Below are 15634 nucleotides of genomic sequence, written 5' to 3' on the forward strand. Positions count from 1 at the left end.
GGGCGTCCGGCCTCGGTGCCGGACGCCCGTCGGGCCGTGATCGGACGGGCGCCGGTCTCCGAAGCCCGCCCGCGCAGGCTTGTCCGTACAGGCCCGTCCGCGCGGTCACGCCCGCCCGGTCACGCCCGTGTCGCGACGGGCGTGTCGGTCAAGGCCGGGCCGGCTCCACCGTGACGCCCATGATCTGGCCGGCGTCGCGGGTCGGGGTCAGTCCGAGCCGCCACGCCTGCCAGCCGTCCTCCAGGTCCACGCCCCGCTCCAGAGCCACCGCGAACGCCGCCGCCGACTGCTCCAGCTTGCCGTCCCGCGCCGGGTGCCCGCCCTCGATCAGCTCGGCCAGCTCCTGCTGCGCCACCACCGTGCCCACCTCGATGCCGCCGGGCGAGGCGTACGGCAGCAGGGTGCAGCGCAGGAACCGGGCCCAGTCGCCGCCCCGCGCGTCCCCGTACGAGGCGAACAGCTCCGCCGCCTCACCGCACAGCTCCAGCGCCTGCGGCGCACGCCCGTTGCCCGCGTCGATCAACGCCAGCTCCACGCACGCCCACGCCTCCCCGTACGGCACCTTGATCCGCCGGAAATCGGCCCGCGCGTCCATCAGCAACTGCCGGGCGAATCCCGAGTTGCGCAGGTTGCCCGTCTGCGCGGCCCGCTGGTCCCGGGTCACCCGGCCCGAATGGTGACGGGCGCAAGCCAGCCCGTACACGTCCCGCATCCGCGAGAACATCGTGCGGGACCGCTCCAGTTCACGTACCGCCTGAGCGGTGTCCCCCTTGTCCTCCAGCGCCTGCCCCAGGTAGTACAGGGTCCAGGCCTCGCCCCGCGCGTCCTCGTTGTCCCGGTGCCGGTCCAGCGCCTCGCGCAACTGCTCCAGGGCGGCCCCCGGATCGCCGTCCAGCAGCCGGGCCCGGGCCAGCTGGGTGAGCGCCCACGCCTCGCCGCGCCCGTCGCGGGTGCGCCCGTACAGCTCCAGGGCCGTGTTCAGCGCCTCCTCGGCCGGGGCCACCTCGCCCGTCCGCAGCCGCACCTGCCCCAGCTGGAACTGCGTCCAGGCCTCACCGTGCAGCGACTCGCCCTCCCGGTGCAGCCGCAGCGCGTCCGCCAGCAGGGTCAGCGCCCGCGCCAGAGCACCCCGGTCGCGCTCCACGGCCGCCAGGGCGTGCAGGGTCCAGGCGCGGTCCTCGGCCTGCGCGCCGGACGACTGGAGCGCCAACGCCTCGCCGAGCCGGGCCGCCGCCTCGGTCAGATTGCCCTGGTGGTGCAGGGTGATGCCCAGCGAGCAGAGCGCCAGCGCCTCGCCCGCGTCGTTCTGCGCCTCGTGGTACAGCCCGACGACGGAGGACAGCGTGGTGCGGGCCTTGTCCAGCTCGCCGAGCTGCCGGGCCGCGATCCCCGTACGCCACTGCACCGACCGCTCCAGCAGCCCCTGGTCCACGGCCTGCGTCAGCTCGCGGATCTCGCCCAGGCGGTACAGGTCGCCGCGGAGCAGGCAGTAGTCGCACAGGGCGCCCAGCAGATGCAGCAACGTCGCCTGGTCGACGCCCTCCGCGTGCCGCAGCGCCGCCGTGATGAAGCTCGACTCGTCGTCCAGCCAGCGCAGCGCCGAGTCCAGCGAACCGAAGCCGTGGGAGCCGAACTGCCCGGCCCGCGTCGACATCTTCCCGTCGACCATCCGGATCACCGCGTCGGCCAGCTCCGCGTAGTTCGTCAGCAGCCGCTCCTGCGCCGCCGTCCGCTCGGCCGGCTCCTCCTCGTCCAGCAGCCGGGCCAGCGCGAAGGCCCGCACCAGATCGTGCAGCCGGTAGCGCGACCCCCGTACGCGGGTGAGCAGCCCCGCCCGGGTCAGCACGGTGAGCAGCCGCTCCGCCTCCTGCTCGTCCGTCGCGAGCAGCGCCGCCGCCGCTGCCGCCCCCAGGCTCGCCCGGCCCGCCAGCGCGAGCCGCCGCAGCAGCCGCCGGGCCTGCTCGCCCTGGTCCGTGTAGCGCAGCCACAGGGCCCGCTCCACCGGGTCCACGGGCCCGGACACCCCGGGGGGCGGTCCTGCCGCCCCCAAGTCCTCCGCCAGCGTGTGCCGACTGCGCGCCCCCAGCGCGGAACCGGCCACCCGCAGCGCCAGCGCCAGCCCGCCGCACAGCTCCACGACGGCGTCCGTGGACGGGTAGTCGTACGGCCCGGTCTCCGCCTCCTCGGCGACCTCGCGCAGCAGCTCCTCCGCGCCCGCCGCGTCCAGCGGGCCGACCGGCAGGTGGTGCACCCACGCCGGCAGGTCCTCGGGCAGCTCCAGCGGCTCCCTGGCGGTGACGATCACCAGACTGTCCGAGCGCTCCGGCACCAGGGTGCGGACCTGCCCGGCGTCCGTTGCGTCGTCGAGCACGATCGTGACCGGCGTCCCCGTGAGGTGCTGGTCGTACAGCTCGGAGAGCCGCCGCACCTGCTGCTCGGCCGAAGCGCCTTCCCTGAACAGCAGCTGCTCGCGCGGCGCGCCCAGCCGGTTCAGCAGGTGCAACAGGGCGTCCCGGGTCGGCAGCGGGCTCTCCCCGGCGACCTGGCCGCGCAGATCGACCACGCACGCCCCCCGGAACTGGTCCTTGAGCGCATGGGCGGCCCGCACCGCGAGCGCCGTACGCCCCGCCCCCGGCGCACCGTGCAGCACGACGACCGTCGGCCGGGTCAGCGTCGAGGCGCGGGCCGCGTGCACCCACTGGGCGATCTGCGCCAGCTCGGCCCGCCGCCCGGTGAACGGCCCCTCCGCCTTCGGCAGATGCCCGAAGGACTGCTCCAGTACCACCCGGGTACGGGCCGCGGCACTGCGGTCCCCGCCGCGCAACTGCCGCCCCGCCGGGGCGGTCTGCCTCTTCGGGGTGCGCGCGGCGGGGGCCAGCATGCGCTGCTGGTCCAGGTACGGGCGGATGCCCCGTACCTCCAGGGCGGTGAGCCACTGGAGACGCAACTGCTCGGCCCCGCCCGGCTGTCCGGCCGCTCCGGCGCGGCGGTGGGCGGCCGGCCAGTGCGAGGCGGTCGCCTTCGCCACGGTCGTCGCCGTGCCGGCCACCGCGACGGCCGCGCCCGCGCCCAGCGCCAGGCCGGTGTTCGCGCCGAGCGCCAGATCCGCGCCGAACGCTGCGGCGGCCGCAACTCCCGTCACCAGCAGTGGCGTTCCGAGCGTCGCTCTGCTGAAGCGCTCCGAGAGGGGGCGCTCTCCCGCCGCCACCGAGTCCAGCGCCCGCGTGTACGCGGCGTACTCCTCGCCCGCGCTGGCGGCCATGGTGTCGAGGGCGGCCCGCGCCCGCGACATCAGCGCGCCGGCGTCGGTCCGTCCGCCGGTGCGCCGCGTCTCCTCCTCCACGGCGCGTACCAACAGCCTCTCGGCTTCCGCCCGATGGCTGTCCCGCATATGTGTCCCCCTCCGAGTGCCGCGCTCCGGACCTCGGGTTCCGGAGCGTCGGATACCAAGCGTCAGATACCGAGCGTCGGGGTCAAGTGTCCTGCGTGGAGCGCCCCGGCGCGAGGGGCGCAGGGCAAGGGGAGAGTCAAGCCGCGGGGCCGGACAGGGCGTCGAGCCGGGTCGCGAGCGCGATGACCGGGCCGCGCGCCCGCTCCGGGAGGCCGTCGACCGCGCGCGGCGGCCGGGGCCGGGGTGCCCGCACGGTGGCACCGCCCACCTCCGGCCGGCTCCACCTCCGCACTCCTGCGCGCCCACCCCGTGCCACCTGCCCGTTCGCCCCCGGGGACGGGGTGTCCTCGTAGTTGGTCGGAGCCGGTCACCCGGATCGCCAGGGTGCCGGGACGCCCTGGTCGGCGGGTTCATGAGCAGTCGGGTCTGTCCGGAGGGTTCGCCGGCCTGCCCAGCATGATCTTTTTGAGATGCTTGTCGTAGTACTTCTCCCAGGTCTTTGTGGTGATCGATTTCTTGATGGCCTCGCACAGCAGGTACTGAAGGGCTGGGTCGCCCTTCTTCATTCCCACGGCATAGCGTTCTTGGGTGAAGGCGCGAATCGGCCGGATCAGCTTTCCTTCGCCGTACTTGTAGGCCAGTCCGGCCAGGATGACCTCGTCGGTGCTGACCACCTCGTAGCTGCCACGGGCGCCTTCGGCGAGCAGACCCTTGATGCAGTCCTTGTAGCTTGATTCCTTGCCATGGATGTCGAATTTCTTCTTGTACTTCGGGTCTTCCTCCATGAAGTCCAGCGAAGTGGACTCCACGGTGCATGAATCCGTGTGGTCCGGAAGGTCTGTGAGGGATTTGATCTTCATGTCGACGATGGCTTCGGATCTTGCGACCCCGTTGTCCCAGGTCTGCACCTCCCCTTCGGTCACCTTCGACTTGCGCATGAGCAAAGACTGGCCTGTTTTGTAGTAGGGGGCGGAGAAGGCGACGTCCTTTTCTCGTTTGACGGTCTTGCTGTAGGAGGCGATGACCAGATCGACTTCATCGTTGTTCAGGGCGTTCTCGCGGTCGTTGCTCACCAGTCGCTCGAAAGAGATCTTCCCTCGAAAGCCGATCTCTCTGAGCAGGTACCTGGCCAGGTCGATCTCGAAACCTCTGGCGTTTCCGCCGTCGGGGTCGGTCTCGCTCAGCCCTGGCTGGTCCTCCTTGACCCCGATGACGATATTCTTCTCATTCCGTGCCAGGGCTCTCTCGAGGATCGGCGAGTGCTCGATCCCGTACGCTTCCACGGAGGTTGTGCGGTCCGGCTCCGCGTTGTGATTCCAGATGAGTCGGCCGCCGCCGACGAGGAGGGCGAGGGCGGCGAGGCCGGATGCGCCGATCAGCGTGCCGCGCCGTCCGAAGCCTTTCCCGACCCCGTCTTTCCCGACCCCGCCTTTCACGCCTCCGCCTTTCGGGCCTCTGCTTCTCCTGCCCCCGTCTTTCCCGCCGGGGCTTTTCCTGTCGGTCCGGACCCCGTGGTCGGGGCGAATCGTCCGATCGGTCGGAACGCTGGGGCCGGTCGGAACGGTGGTATCGGTCGGAACCGTGTGATCGAGCGGATCCGCGTGAACGGGACGAGCCGCGTGATTGGGGCCGAGCGCCACCTGGGCACCGCTGTTGCGGTCCCTGGCCTGCGGAACGGGATGCCCCCGGGCACCCAGCGTCAGACGCAGGTGCCGGTAGACGGTCCCCAGATCGAGCAGGTCGGGCCCGCCGGGGACGCCACGGTTCAGCGTGTCGAGCAGGCTGCCGGTGAAGGCGGTGTAGGTGTCCCCGACCGGCGCCAGGGCGGTGCGGGTCTCGGCGGCTGCCGCGAGGAGGAAGCTGCCCTCCACGGCGGCCTGGTCGGCAAGACCGGGCGACGCGTTCATCCGCCCCAGGGCCAGGCCGCTGTAGCAGCAGTCCAGGATCACGACGTGGCGTTCGGCGCGGGAGTTCAGCAGGAGGACCTGGCGAAGCCAGTCATAGGGCAGGCCGGTCTCGACGCGGTCCGGCTCGGTGTGCGGCAGGGCCAGGCTGAGCGTCTCCTGCGGGTCGATCAGCCCATGGCCGGCGAAGTAGACGATCAGGGTGTCGGTGGCTTCGGCGGCGGCCCGTCTCACCTCGCTGACCACGGTGTGCGCGGCTGCGGGATTCTCGACGACGGTCACGTGTTGCGGCGGCAGACGCAGGGACAGCGGGCCCGACAGAAGCGCTGCGAGGGCGCGCAGATTGTTCGAGACGGCCGGCAGTTGCTCAAGGTGCTGATAGCGACTCGTCCCCACCAGGACCGCTCGCGACGCCCCCGGATCGGGCAGCACGCTCACTGGACGCCGCCCTCGTCACGATCGGCGTCGAGAGCCCGGATCACCCTCTCGACCTCCTCAGCGGAACCGTCGGTGAGGGCGATGACGGTGTCCCCGCGGCGAATCTCCACCCTCGGCCGCTGCGGCCGGGTCCGCCGCCAAGCGACCAGGGCCAACGCGAACGACGCCGCGCTCCACCCGTTCTCCGTCGCCAGCTGGAGCACATCCAGCGCCGACCCCATCTCCCCCGGTCGCGGCGTGCTCGGCCGCACGTCGACCGCGGCGGAACCGCGTAACTCGGGGTCAGACCGCAACCAGCCCTGCAGGGAACGAAGTTCCCCCGCGGGCGAGACCCGCACTTCCAACCGCACCTGATACCCCCAGTCTCCGGTGCATCCTCCTTGTGACGATGCGTGCTCATTCTCCGCCACGGCACGGTGTCCGCAGTGGCAAACGCCGCAGGTGCCCCGGCCCGATATCCCGGACAGAGGGTCACGTCCCCGCCCCGTCGGCGCGCGGGCGCCGCGGGGAAGGGTGCGCGAGATCCGGGCCCACGGCGGCTCGGCATCGGGCGGGGGAGCCGTCACCGGTGGCGGTGGACTCGCCGGAGCCGGTAGTCGGAGGTACTCACACCTCTCCGACCACGCGGTTCCCGCCTCCTGTCCGCGCTGACCATCGTCCGACCCGTGCCGGGGGCAGCCTACTGTCGCGGTGCCGCCGGGACGCCTGACTGGGGAAGGGCGTCTGACTGGGGAAGGGCGTCTGACTGGCGAAGGACGCCCGCCCCTCCCCCCGCCCGTTCGCGTCCCGCCCCGTGGCGCACGGCCGTCGTGGGGGAGGGTGCGCGAGGATGGGGTGCATGGCCAACCGACTTGCGCAGACCACCTCCCCGTACCTCCGCCAGCACGCCGACAATCCCGTCGACTGGTGGCCCTGGTCGCCCGAGGCGTTCGAGACGGCCAGAGAGCGGGATGTGCCCGTGCTGCTCAGCGTCGGGTACGCCAGCTGCCACTGGTGTCACGTCATGGCCCACGAGTCCTTCGAGGACGAGACCGTCGCCGCCTACCTCAACGCGCACTTCGTGCCGGTGAAGGTCGACCGGGAGGAGCGGCCCGACGTCGACGCCGTCTACATGGAGGCCGTCCAGGCGGCCACCGGGCACGGCGGGTGGCCGATGACCGTCTTCCTCACACCGGACGCCGAACCCTTCTACTTCGGAACCTACTTCCCGCCCGAGGCCCGGCACGGCTCGCCCTCCTTCCAGCAGGTCCTGGAAGGCGTGGCGGCCGCCTGGACCGACCGGCGCGAGGAGGTCGCCGAGGTCGCCGGGCGCATCGTCGCGGATCTGGCGGGGCGTTCGCTGGCGCACGGTGGCGACGGGGCGCCGGGGGAGCAGGAGACCGCGCAGGCGCTGCTCGGGCTGACCCGTGAGTACGACGAACAGCACGGCGGGTTCGGGGGCGCGCCCAAGTTCCCGCCGTCCATGGCCGTGGAGTTCCTGCTGCGGCACTACGCCCGTACCGGTTCGGAGGGGGCGCTTCAGATGGCCGCCGACACCTGTTCGGCGATGGCCCGGGGCGGGATCTACGACCAGCTCGGCGGGGGCTTCGCGCGCTACTGCGTGGACCGGGAGTGGGTGGTGCCGCACTTCGAGAAGATGCTGTACGACAACGCGCTGCTCTGCCGCGTGTACGCCCACCTGTGGCGTACCACCGGGTCGGACGAGGCCCGGCGGATCGCCCTGGAGACCGCCGACTTCATGGTGCGGGAGCTGCGGACCGCCGAGGGCGGTTTCGCCTCCGCGCTGGACGCGGACAGTGAGGACGCCGACGGCAAGCACGTCGAGGGCGCCTTCTACGTGTGGACGCCCGCCCAGCTCCGCGAGGCGCTGGGAGAGGACGACGCCGCCTTCGCCGCCGCGTACTTCGGGGTGACGGAGGAGGGGACGTTCGAGGAGGGGTCCTCCGTGCTCCGGCTGCCGGGGGACGCGGGGCCCGTGGACGCCGCCCGGGTCGCGGACGTACGGGCCCGGCTGCTGGCGGCCCGTGTGGAGCGGCCGCGCCCGGGGCGGGACGACAAGGTGGTCGCCGCCTGGAACGGGCTCGCCGTCGCCGCGCTCGCCGAGACCGGCGCGTACTTCGACCGGCCCGACCTGGTGGAGCGGGCCACCGAGGCCGCCGATCTGCTGGTCCGGGTGCACCTGGGCGAGGTGGCCCGGCTGGCCCGCACGTCCAGGGACGGGCTTGCCGGCGACAACGCCGGAGTGCTGGAGGACTACGGCGATGTCGCCGAGGGCTTCCTCGCGCTGGCGGCGGTGACCGGGGAGGGCGCCTGGCTGGAGTTCGCCGGGTTCCTGCTGGACATCGTGCTGGAGCAGTTCACCGGCGAGGGCGGGCAGCTCTACGACACCGCGCACGACGCCGAGCAGCTCATCCGCCGGCCCCAGGATCCCACCGACAGCGCCACCCCGTCCGGGTGGACCGCGGCGGCGGGGGCGCTGCTCTCGTACGCCGCGTACACCGGGTCGGAGGCGCATCGGACCGCCGCAGAAGGCGCGCTCGGCGTGGTGAAGGCATTGGGGCCGCGCGTGCCCCGGTTCGTCGGCTGGGGCCTCGCGGTGGCGGAGGCGCTGCTGGACGGGCCCCGCGAGGTCGCCGTCGCCGGGCCGGTCGGCGGGGAGCTGCACCGTACGGCGCTGCTGGGGCGGGCCCCGGGCGCGGTGGTCGCCGTGGGGGAGGGGCCGGGAGCGGGGGCCGAGTTCCCGCTGCTGGTGGACCGGCCGCCGGTGGGCGGGGAGCCGACCGCGTACGTCTGCCGGCACTTCGTGTGCGATGCGCCGACGACCGACGCCGGCGAGTTGGCGGCGAAGCTGGGCGGTTAGTGCTGTTACGAGAATGGTTCACCGTGGCCGGGAGACGGCTCACGGGGCGAGCGCGGCCCGCGGGGCGACTGGTATTACTGGTGCATGCAGGAACAGCAGGAAGAGACCGCGCGGTCCGCGATCGACACGTTCATCTCCGCGTTCAACTCCTCGGACGACAGCTACGTGACCGCGCTGCTCTCCCAGGCCCTCACCTCGGACGTGGTCTTCTGGGGGCCGTTGGGCCGCAGTGAGGGGATCGAGGCGGTCGAGCGGTTCGTGCTGGACATCCGGCGCCACCCCGCGGGGACCGGCACGATGGTGCGCTGTTCGTCGGTGGACATGCCGGACGAGTGGGCCCGGTACCAGTGGGTCTTCACGACGCCGGATGGAGGCCCCCGCCTGGCGGGAACGGACGTCGTCCATCTGCGGCGGAGCCTCATCGACCAGGTCATCGTCTTCGCGGGGGAGATCGAGCCGTCCGCCTCCTGAGCCGTCCGCCTCCCGAGCCGTTCTCCTCCGGCGCCGTCCTTCTCCTGAACCGGCCCCGTTCGGGGGTCCGGGTCCGCCCGTGACCCCTCGGTGCTCATCCGTGCTGGTACGCCACCATCGAGATGCCCACGTAGTGCGCGATGAACGCCGCAAGCGTCAGCGAGTGGAAGACCTCGTGGAAGCCGAACCAGCGCGGCGACGGGTTCGGCTTCTTGATCCCGTAGATCACGCCGCCCGCGCTGTACAGCAGCCCGCCGACCACGACGAGGACCAGGACCGCGATGCCGCCGGTCCGCATGAAGTCGGGCAGGAAGAAGACCGCCGCCCAGCCCATCGCGATGTAGCACGGGGTGTAGAGCCAGCGCGGCGCGCCGACCCAGAACACCCGGAACGCGATGCCCGCCGCCGCGGCCGCCCAGACCGCCCACAGCAGGGGCCGGGCGGTGGACTCGGGGAGCAGGAGCAGCGTCAGCGGGGTGTAGGTACCCGCGATGATCAGGAAGATGTTCGCGTGGTCCAGGCGGCGGAGCACCGCCTCGCCCCGCGGCCCCCAGGTGCCGCGGTGGTAGACCGCGCTGACACCGAACAGCAGACAGGCACTGAGGATGTAGACGCCGCAGGCGATCCGGGCCACCGTGCTGTCGGTCAGGGCGATCAGGGTGACCCCGGCGACCAGCACCGCGGGGAACATCCCGGCGTGCAGCCAGCCGCGCATACGCGGTTTGACGGGGACGGGGTCGAGTACGACGGGGCCCGGGGTCTGCGCGCTAGCGGCGGCGTCAGTCATATCCGCATGCTACCTACGCCACCGTAAGTAGTGGATTTGGGGCGCAAATGAGTGGCGATGCTCACGTGTGAGCCCCCCTGGACATATGGGCGGAACGGTCGGATGATCAAATGAGTGCAGTCGGCACCGGATGAGCGCCAGGGGAATTCGAAGGGTACGAAGCATCCGGGTCGCAGCCCCCACGGGGCCCCTCGACAACTGACACCCTCAACTAGGAGCGATCGTGGCGCGCGACATCGCGGCTCCCCTCACTGTCCCCACCCACCACCAGGAGCTGGTCTCCTGGGTCGACGAGATCGCAGCGATCACCCAGCCGGACCGGGTGGTCTGGTGCGACGGCTCCGAAGCCGAGTACGAGCGCCTGTGCGGGGAGCTCGTGGCCAAGGGCACGTTCACCAAGCTGGACGAGATCAAGCGGCCGAACTCGTACTACGCCGCGTCCGACCCGAGCGATGTCGCCCGCGTCGAGGACCGTACGTTCATCTGCTCCAAGGAGGAGAAGGACGCGGGCCCGACCAACCACTGGAAGGACCCCGCCGAGATGCGGGAGATCTTCACCGGTGCGGACGGTGTGTTCCGCGGGTCCATGCGCGGCCGCACCATGTACGTCGTGCCCTTCTGCATGGGGCCCGTCGGCTCGCCGCTCTCCGCGATCGGCGTCGAGATCACCGACTCCGCGTACGTCGCCGTCTCCATGCGCACCATGACCCGCATGGGCCGGGCCGTCCTGGACGAGCTGGGCACCGACGGCTTCTTCGTGAAGGCCGTCCACACCCTGGGCGCTCCCCTGGAGGAGGGCCAGGAGGACGTCCCGTGGCCCTGCAACACCACCAAGTACATCTCGCACTTCCCCGAGGACCGCGAGATCTGGTCGTACGGCTCCGGCTACGGCGGCAACGCCCTGCTCGGCAAGAAGTGCTACGCCCTGCGCATCGCGTCCGTCATGGCCCGCGACGAGGGCTGGCTCGCCGAGCACATGCTCATCCTGAAGCTCACGCCGCCGCGCGGTGAGAGCGAGACCCCCAAGTACATCGCGGCCGCGTTCCCCTCGGCCTGTGGCAAGACCAACCTCGCCATGCTGGAGCCGACCATCCCCGGCTGGACCGTGGAGACCATCGGCGACGACATCGCCTGGATGCGGTTCGGCGAGGACGGCCGTCTCTACGCGATCAACCCGGAGGCCGGCTTCTTCGGCGTCGCGCCCGGCACCGGCGAGCACACCAACGCCAACGCCATGAAGACCATGTGGGGCAACTCCGTCTTCACCAACGTGGCGCTCACCGACGACGGCGACGTCTGGTGGGAGGGCATGACCGAGGAGCCGCCCGCGCACCTCACCGACTGGAAGGGCAACGACTGGACCCCCGAGTCCGGCACGCCCGCCGCTCACCCCAACGCCCGCTTCACCGTCCCCGCCGGACAGTGCCCGATCATCGCGCCCGAGTGGGAGGACCCCAAGGGGGTGCCGATCTCCGCGATCCTCTTCGGCGGTCGCCGCGCCTCCGCCGTCCCGCTGGTCACCGAGTCCTTCGACTGGCAGCACGGCGTCTTCCTCGGAGCCAACGTCGCCTCCGAGAAGACCGCCGCCGCCGAGGGCAAGGTCGGCGAGCTGCGCCGCGACCCGTTCGCCATGCTGCCGTTCTGCGGCTACAACATGGGCGACTACATGAACCACTGGGTCAAGGTGGGCGCCGACAAGCCCGACCAGTCGAAGCTCCCGAAGATCTACTACGTCAACTGGTTCCGCAAGAACGACGCGGGCAAGTTCGTCTGGCCCGGCTTCGGCGAGAACAGCCGCGTCCTGAAGTGGATCGTGGAGCGCCTGGAGGGCAAGGGCGAGGGCGTCGAGTCCCCGATCGGCATCCTGCCGGCCAAGGGCGCGCTCGACACCGAGGGGCTGGACCTCTCCGAGGCCGACCTCGACTTCCTCCTCACGGTCGACAAGGAGGTCTGGCGCGAGGAGGCCGCCCTGGTCCCCGAGCACCTCAACACCTTCGGCGACCACACGCCCAAGGAGCTGTGGGACGAGTACCACGCCCTGGTGAAGCGCCTGGGCTGAGCCCGGCACTCCCACCGAACCCCGCGGCCGGGTCCGTCGGACATCCGCCCTGACCTGTGGGGCCGAACGACCCGCCGCGGTACGGGGCCTGTCCTCGCCGACAGCCCCGGAGGGCCTGTCCCCGACCAAGGACACCCTCCCGGCCCCCGGAACCCCCTCACGGTTCCGGGGGCCGCCCCGTTTCCGCGGGAGGCGTGCGCCGCAGGCCGCCCACGCCCCCGCCGCGCCGGTCCTCCAGGTACTTGGTGAGGGACCGCTGGCGCAGCTCCTCCGCCTCGCGTAACCCGTCCACCAGCCCTTGGGCCTCCCCGCGCAGCAGCGCCACCTGCCGCTCCAGCTCATCCTCCGGAGCCCGCGCGCCCGGCGCGAGCCGCGTCCACCACCGGGTCCGCAGATACGCGTCGACGGACTCCGGGACGTCCCGGCGCACCGCCCGCGCCACCACGTGCACGCCCTCCGGGTCCTCCGCCAGGGCCTCCGAGACCCAGCCGGGGGCCAGCAGCCCGTCCAGCAGGCCGGTCAGCGCGGCGAGCCGTTCCGTCGCGGCGGCCGGCAGGTCCACCCGGTCCAGATACGCGCGCAGGGTCACCAGGTCGGCCCGCAGTCCGTCCAGCCGGGACGAGGGATCCTCGAACGCGGGAGCGGCCGGCCGGGGCGGCGGGGCGAGCAGCGCGCCCGCCCCGTACAGCCCGCCGACCACCACCGGCCAGTACGCCCCCGCGAGCCCGCCGAAGGTGAGGGCGAGGCCGACGAGGGCGGCGGCGCCACCGGTCAGGTTCCGGGCCGACTCCAGATAGCCGACGACCCGGGCTGCCACGGATCGGCCTCCGCCCCGGCTCCTACTGGTAGCCACGGATCTCCTCGAACGCCCCGTCCAGCGAACCGGGACCCTCCTCCTTCGTGCCGTCGAAGAGCCGGCCGCCGGTCAGCGCCGCGATCGACTCCAGCTCCGAGCGGTCGGAGTCGCCGAAGACGATCGGGAACACCGGGGTGACCCGACGGGCGGCGGGCAGCGCCCGGTAGAACGCCGCGAACTCCGCCGCCGACCGGCCCGCCGTGTTCTCGCCGTCCGTCATCAGCACGATGGAGGTGAACGCGGACTCGGTGTCCGGGCCGAGGTGGTCGTAGGCGGCGGCGAGCGACGAGTAGATCGCGGTGTCCCCCTCGGCGGTCAGCGCCGCGGAGTCCGCCCGGATCGCCGCCGGGCCCGCCTTCGGGTCCGCCGGGTCGACGGTGTGCGTGCGGACCTGTTTGACGGAGGACCCGAACGGCAGCAGCGTGACCTGTTCGCGCTCCCTGAAATCGCCGGTCAGCCCGTTGAGCGCGGACTTCAGCCGGGCCAGCCGCGCGCCCTCCATCGACCCGGAGGTGTCCAGCACGTACACGGTCCGCGACGGCCGCCGCAGCCGGTGCTCGTACGAGGCCAGCAGCCCGTCCGCGACCGACCGCGTACCGGGGAACGGCAGTTCACGGCGCTGCTCGGGGGAGAGCGGATCGGCGGGGCGCGCGCCGGCGACGACCGGCCGGCGCAGCGTCAGCGCGGTGATCTCCCGCTGCACGGCGGTGGACCGGAAGTGCTCGGTCAGGGTCCGCACGGCGTCCCGGGCGTCGGGCGTGGCCCCGGTGAGGGCGCTCAGCGGGTAGTCGGCGGTCACCACCCCGTCGCGGGGGCGGATCACCGTCAGCCCGGCGCCGCTGTCCCGGTTCAGGGACAGCAGAACCGACTCGTAGTTGATCAGTGCGTCCACCGTGGAGCGCCGGGCGTACGCGGAGGCCAGCCACCCCGAGGAGCCGGAGGTCAGCCGCTGTCCGGCGAAGAACTCCTTCAGCTTCGACCCGGTCTCGCGGACGTCGGCGTCGGTGAGCGCCGCCTGTGCGCCGGAGAGCCCGGACGTCACCGAGATCAGCGCTGCGAAACCGGAGTTGGAGCGGCTCGGGTCGGTCATCCCGTACGTCAGGTCCCCCGCCGCGACCGCCCGGTGGACCTGCGCCCAGCTGACCGCCCCGGCATCCCAGCCGAGCCGCCGCACCGTCCCGGGCCGCACCCCGAGGGCGACCGGGGAGGCCATCAGCGGGGTCTCGGAGGCGATCCGGCGGGCGGCCTCCGGATCGAGCCGCAGATAGTCGTTGGACGACAGCCACACCGCGTCGAACGCCCCGTCCGTCTTCCCGGACGCCAGGCGCTCCACGGCGTCCAGCGTGCCCGCCCAGGTGGGCCGCACGGTGATCCCCGTCGCCTCGCGCGCCTTCTCCAACAGAGGCCCCATGTCGCTGAGTTCGCTGGAGGCCAGGACGCGTACGGTCTCCTTGCGGGGCTGCCCGTCGTCGCCGCCCCGGCCGGTGTCCCGCCCGCTTTCCCGGTCCGTCGTACAGGCGGCGAGCGGGACGGTCAGGGCTGCGGCCAGCAGCGGGAGGAGCGCGCGCCGGGCCAAGGAGCCCTTCCTCGGGCGGCTGTTCATGAGCGGCCCCCGTCCGGCGTCGCATCCGTCGCGCGGCTGCGTGCCAACCGCGCGCCGGCCTCCTGGAGTTCGGCGGTCAGTGACTCCACGGTGGCCGCCATGGCTCCGGTCGCCCGCGCCTTGTACGTGTCGATGGCGTCGAGCGTCGCGTAGATCTGCCCGAACGCGGTGCGCAGGGTCTCGACGCCGACCGCGGGGTCGGCCGCGACGCGCTGGATCTCCCCGCTCTGCGTGGCGAGCATCTCCGCGTTGCCCCGGATGAGGTCCTCGGTCGTCGACCGGAGCACCCGCACCTGTTCGGTGACCCGCCGCTGGTTCTCCAGTGCCGAGGAGAGCATCACCGCGATCCGCAGCGCGGACACGGTGGTGGTGGCCGCCCGGTCGACGCCTTTGATCAGCTCGTCGTTGTTGCGCCGCACGACGTCCATCGCCAGGTACCCCTGGGCGCAGACCGCGATCTGGGTCAGCAGGTCCTGGTGTTTCTGCCGCACGGGAAAGAGGACGTCGGCCCGGAGCGCGTCCGCCCGCACCGGGTCGCCCGCCGCCTCGGCCTCCGCGACGCGCCGTTCCACCACGCCGTCGAGGGCTTCGGTGAGCACCGCGTACTCCTGGAGCTTGCCCATGGAGTCCCACAGGCGGGTGCGCTCGGTGTGCAACGCGGCGTTGTCGCGCCGCAGTTCGTCCTGGCCGCCGCGGAGCGAACCGACGATCCGGTCGAGAGTCCCCCGGGCGGAGGCGTACTTCGCGACGTGGTCGCGCAGCCGGCGTCCGCCCGGCAGCCGGGACAGCAGCCGGCGGGCCCCGCGTCCCGGGGTGTCGCGCGGGTCGAGGTCCTCCACCGTGCGGCGCAGCTCGACCAGCGACGCCCCCACCCGGGCCGGGGCGTCGCCCTCGCCGGAGGCGAGCGCGCGGACGGTGCGGTCCAGCATCCGGTTGGACTGCTGGGCGGCGCCGCGGATGTCGCCCTGCCCGAGCGCGGCGATCTCGCCGACCCGGGCGCCGAACTCGGGGGAACGGGCGTCGAGCCCGGCGAGGCCCTCGACGTACTCCTCGGCGCGCCGGACCAGGTCGGCGCGCGCGGCCTCCCCGACCGGGACGAGCCCGGCGGCCTGCTCGGCACGGATGGGGGTGACGGGTGCGGGCGGGGTGAGCACGAGCGGGGTGGTGGGTGGGTCGTACGGCTGCCGAGGGTCCTGCGGCACGTCGTTCTGAGGCATGGTGGAGGTCTCCTGTGCTGCGGGTGCGATTCCGGGGAACAGGGCGTG

11 protein-coding genes are annotated in these 15634 nt (G+C 72.6%); 3 read left to right on the top strand and 8 right to left on the bottom strand.

From position 1 onward, the window contains the following. Window positions 1-148 precede the first annotated feature (148 nt). The 4 genes from ACH4RG_RS06975 to ACH4RG_RS06990 form a co-directional block, all read right to left on the bottom strand. Entirely contained in the window at window positions 149-3391 is a 3243-nt protein-coding gene (locus tag ACH4RG_RS06975) for a tetratricopeptide repeat protein (protein WP_398539209.1), read from the bottom strand. A 136-nt stretch (window positions 3392-3527) separates the two neighbouring features. Continuing rightward, window positions 3528-3659: a hypothetical protein gene (locus tag ACH4RG_RS06980; protein ID WP_397920299.1), complete on the bottom strand. Its 132-nt coding sequence runs from the start codon at window positions 3657-3659 to the stop codon at window positions 3528-3530. Window positions 3660-3801: 142 nt separating this feature from the next. After that, window positions 3802-5733, bottom strand: coding sequence for a transporter substrate-binding domain-containing protein (locus tag ACH4RG_RS06985; protein WP_397929801.1), 1932 nt, complete (start codon window positions 5731-5733; stop codon window positions 3802-3804). Next, the gene (locus ACH4RG_RS06990; protein ID WP_397929804.1) at window positions 5730-6299 is read right to left on the bottom strand and encodes a hypothetical protein; all 570 of its coding nucleotides are present in this window, start codon (window positions 6297-6299) and stop codon (window positions 5730-5732) included. Before ACH4RG_RS06990 ends, ACH4RG_RS06985 begins: the two co-directional genes overlap by 4 nt. 272 nt (window positions 6300-6571) lie before the next feature. Here ACH4RG_RS06990 and ACH4RG_RS06995 point away from each other — a divergent pair, with 272 nt between their 5' ends. Together ACH4RG_RS06995 and ACH4RG_RS07000 are read left to right on the top strand one after the other, a co-directional pair. Then, on the top strand, window positions 6572-8593 hold the full coding sequence (locus ACH4RG_RS06995) for a thioredoxin domain-containing protein (protein ID WP_398539210.1): 2022 nt from the start codon (window positions 6572-6574) through the stop codon (window positions 8591-8593). A gap of 84 nt (window positions 8594-8677) precedes the next feature. Further along, the gene (locus ACH4RG_RS07000; RefSeq protein WP_397929809.1) at window positions 8678-9064 is read left to right on the top strand and encodes a nuclear transport factor 2 family protein; all 387 of its coding nucleotides are present in this window, start codon (window positions 8678-8680) and stop codon (window positions 9062-9064) included. Window positions 9065-9158: 94 nt separating this feature from the next. On the opposite strand, the gene ACH4RG_RS07005 is transcribed toward ACH4RG_RS07000, so the two are convergent. Then, window positions 9159-9851: a hemolysin III family protein gene (locus ACH4RG_RS07005; protein WP_397920309.1), complete on the bottom strand. Its 693-nt coding sequence runs from the start codon at window positions 9849-9851 to the stop codon at window positions 9159-9161. 223 nt (window positions 9852-10074) lie between these two features. Here ACH4RG_RS07005 and ACH4RG_RS07010 point away from each other — a divergent pair, with 223 nt between their 5' ends. Continuing rightward, window positions 10075-11910, top strand: coding sequence for a phosphoenolpyruvate carboxykinase (GTP) (locus ACH4RG_RS07010; RefSeq protein ID WP_397920311.1), 1836 nt, complete (start codon window positions 10075-10077; stop codon window positions 11908-11910). A gap of 157 nt (window positions 11911-12067) precedes the next feature. On the opposite strand, the gene ACH4RG_RS07015 is transcribed toward ACH4RG_RS07010, so the two are convergent. Genes ACH4RG_RS07015 through ACH4RG_RS07025 form a run of 3 tightly spaced genes read right to left on the bottom strand, consistent with a single transcriptional unit; the run spans window position 12068 to window position 15586 of the window. Continuing rightward, window positions 12068-12727, bottom strand: a complete 660-nt coding sequence (locus tag ACH4RG_RS07015) for a hypothetical protein (protein ID WP_397920313.1) — start codon at window positions 12725-12727, stop codon at window positions 12068-12070. A 22-nt stretch (window positions 12728-12749) separates the two neighbouring features. Continuing rightward, window positions 12750-14369 carry a substrate-binding domain-containing protein gene (locus tag ACH4RG_RS07020; RefSeq protein ID WP_398539211.1) on the bottom strand — a complete coding sequence of 540 codons (1620 nt, stop codon included), beginning with the start codon at window positions 14367-14369 and terminating at the stop codon, window positions 12750-12752. After that, complete coding sequence (locus ACH4RG_RS07025; protein WP_398539212.1) at window positions 14366-15586, bottom strand: toxic anion resistance protein; 1221 nt, start codon at window positions 15584-15586, stop codon at window positions 14366-14368. The genes ACH4RG_RS07020 and ACH4RG_RS07025 overlap by 4 nt, the downstream gene beginning before the upstream one ends. Window positions 15587-15634: the final 48 nt, after the last annotated feature.

It is taken from the genome of Streptomyces sp. NPDC021019, assembly GCF_044333295.1.
In the GTDB taxonomy this organism is placed as follows: domain Bacteria; phylum Actinomycetota; class Actinomycetes; order Streptomycetales; family Streptomycetaceae; genus Streptomyces.

Excerpts from the sequence above, each read along its gene's own strand:
- ACH4RG_RS07005 (WP_397920309.1), bottom strand. The coding sequence starts at position 9,851 with ATGACTGACGCCGCCGCTAGCGCGCAGACCCCGGGCCCCGTCGTACTC.
- ACH4RG_RS07020 (WP_398539211.1), bottom strand. The coding sequence starts at position 14,369 with ATGAACAGCCGCCCGAGGAAGGGCTCCTTGGCCCGGCGCGCGCTCCTC.
- ACH4RG_RS07025 (WP_398539212.1), bottom strand. The coding sequence starts at position 15,586 with ATGCCTCAGAACGACGTGCCGCAGGACCCTCGGCAGCCGTACGACCCA.
- ACH4RG_RS06995 (WP_398539210.1), top strand. The coding sequence starts at position 6,572 with ATGGCCAACCGACTTGCGCAGACCACCTCCCCGTACCTCCGCCAGCAC.
- ACH4RG_RS07000 (WP_397929809.1), top strand. The coding sequence starts at position 8,678 with ATGCAGGAACAGCAGGAAGAGACCGCGCGGTCCGCGATCGACACGTTC.
- ACH4RG_RS06975 (WP_398539209.1), bottom strand. The coding sequence starts at position 3,391 with ATGCGGGACAGCCATCGGGCGGAAGCCGAGAGGCTGTTGGTACGCGCC.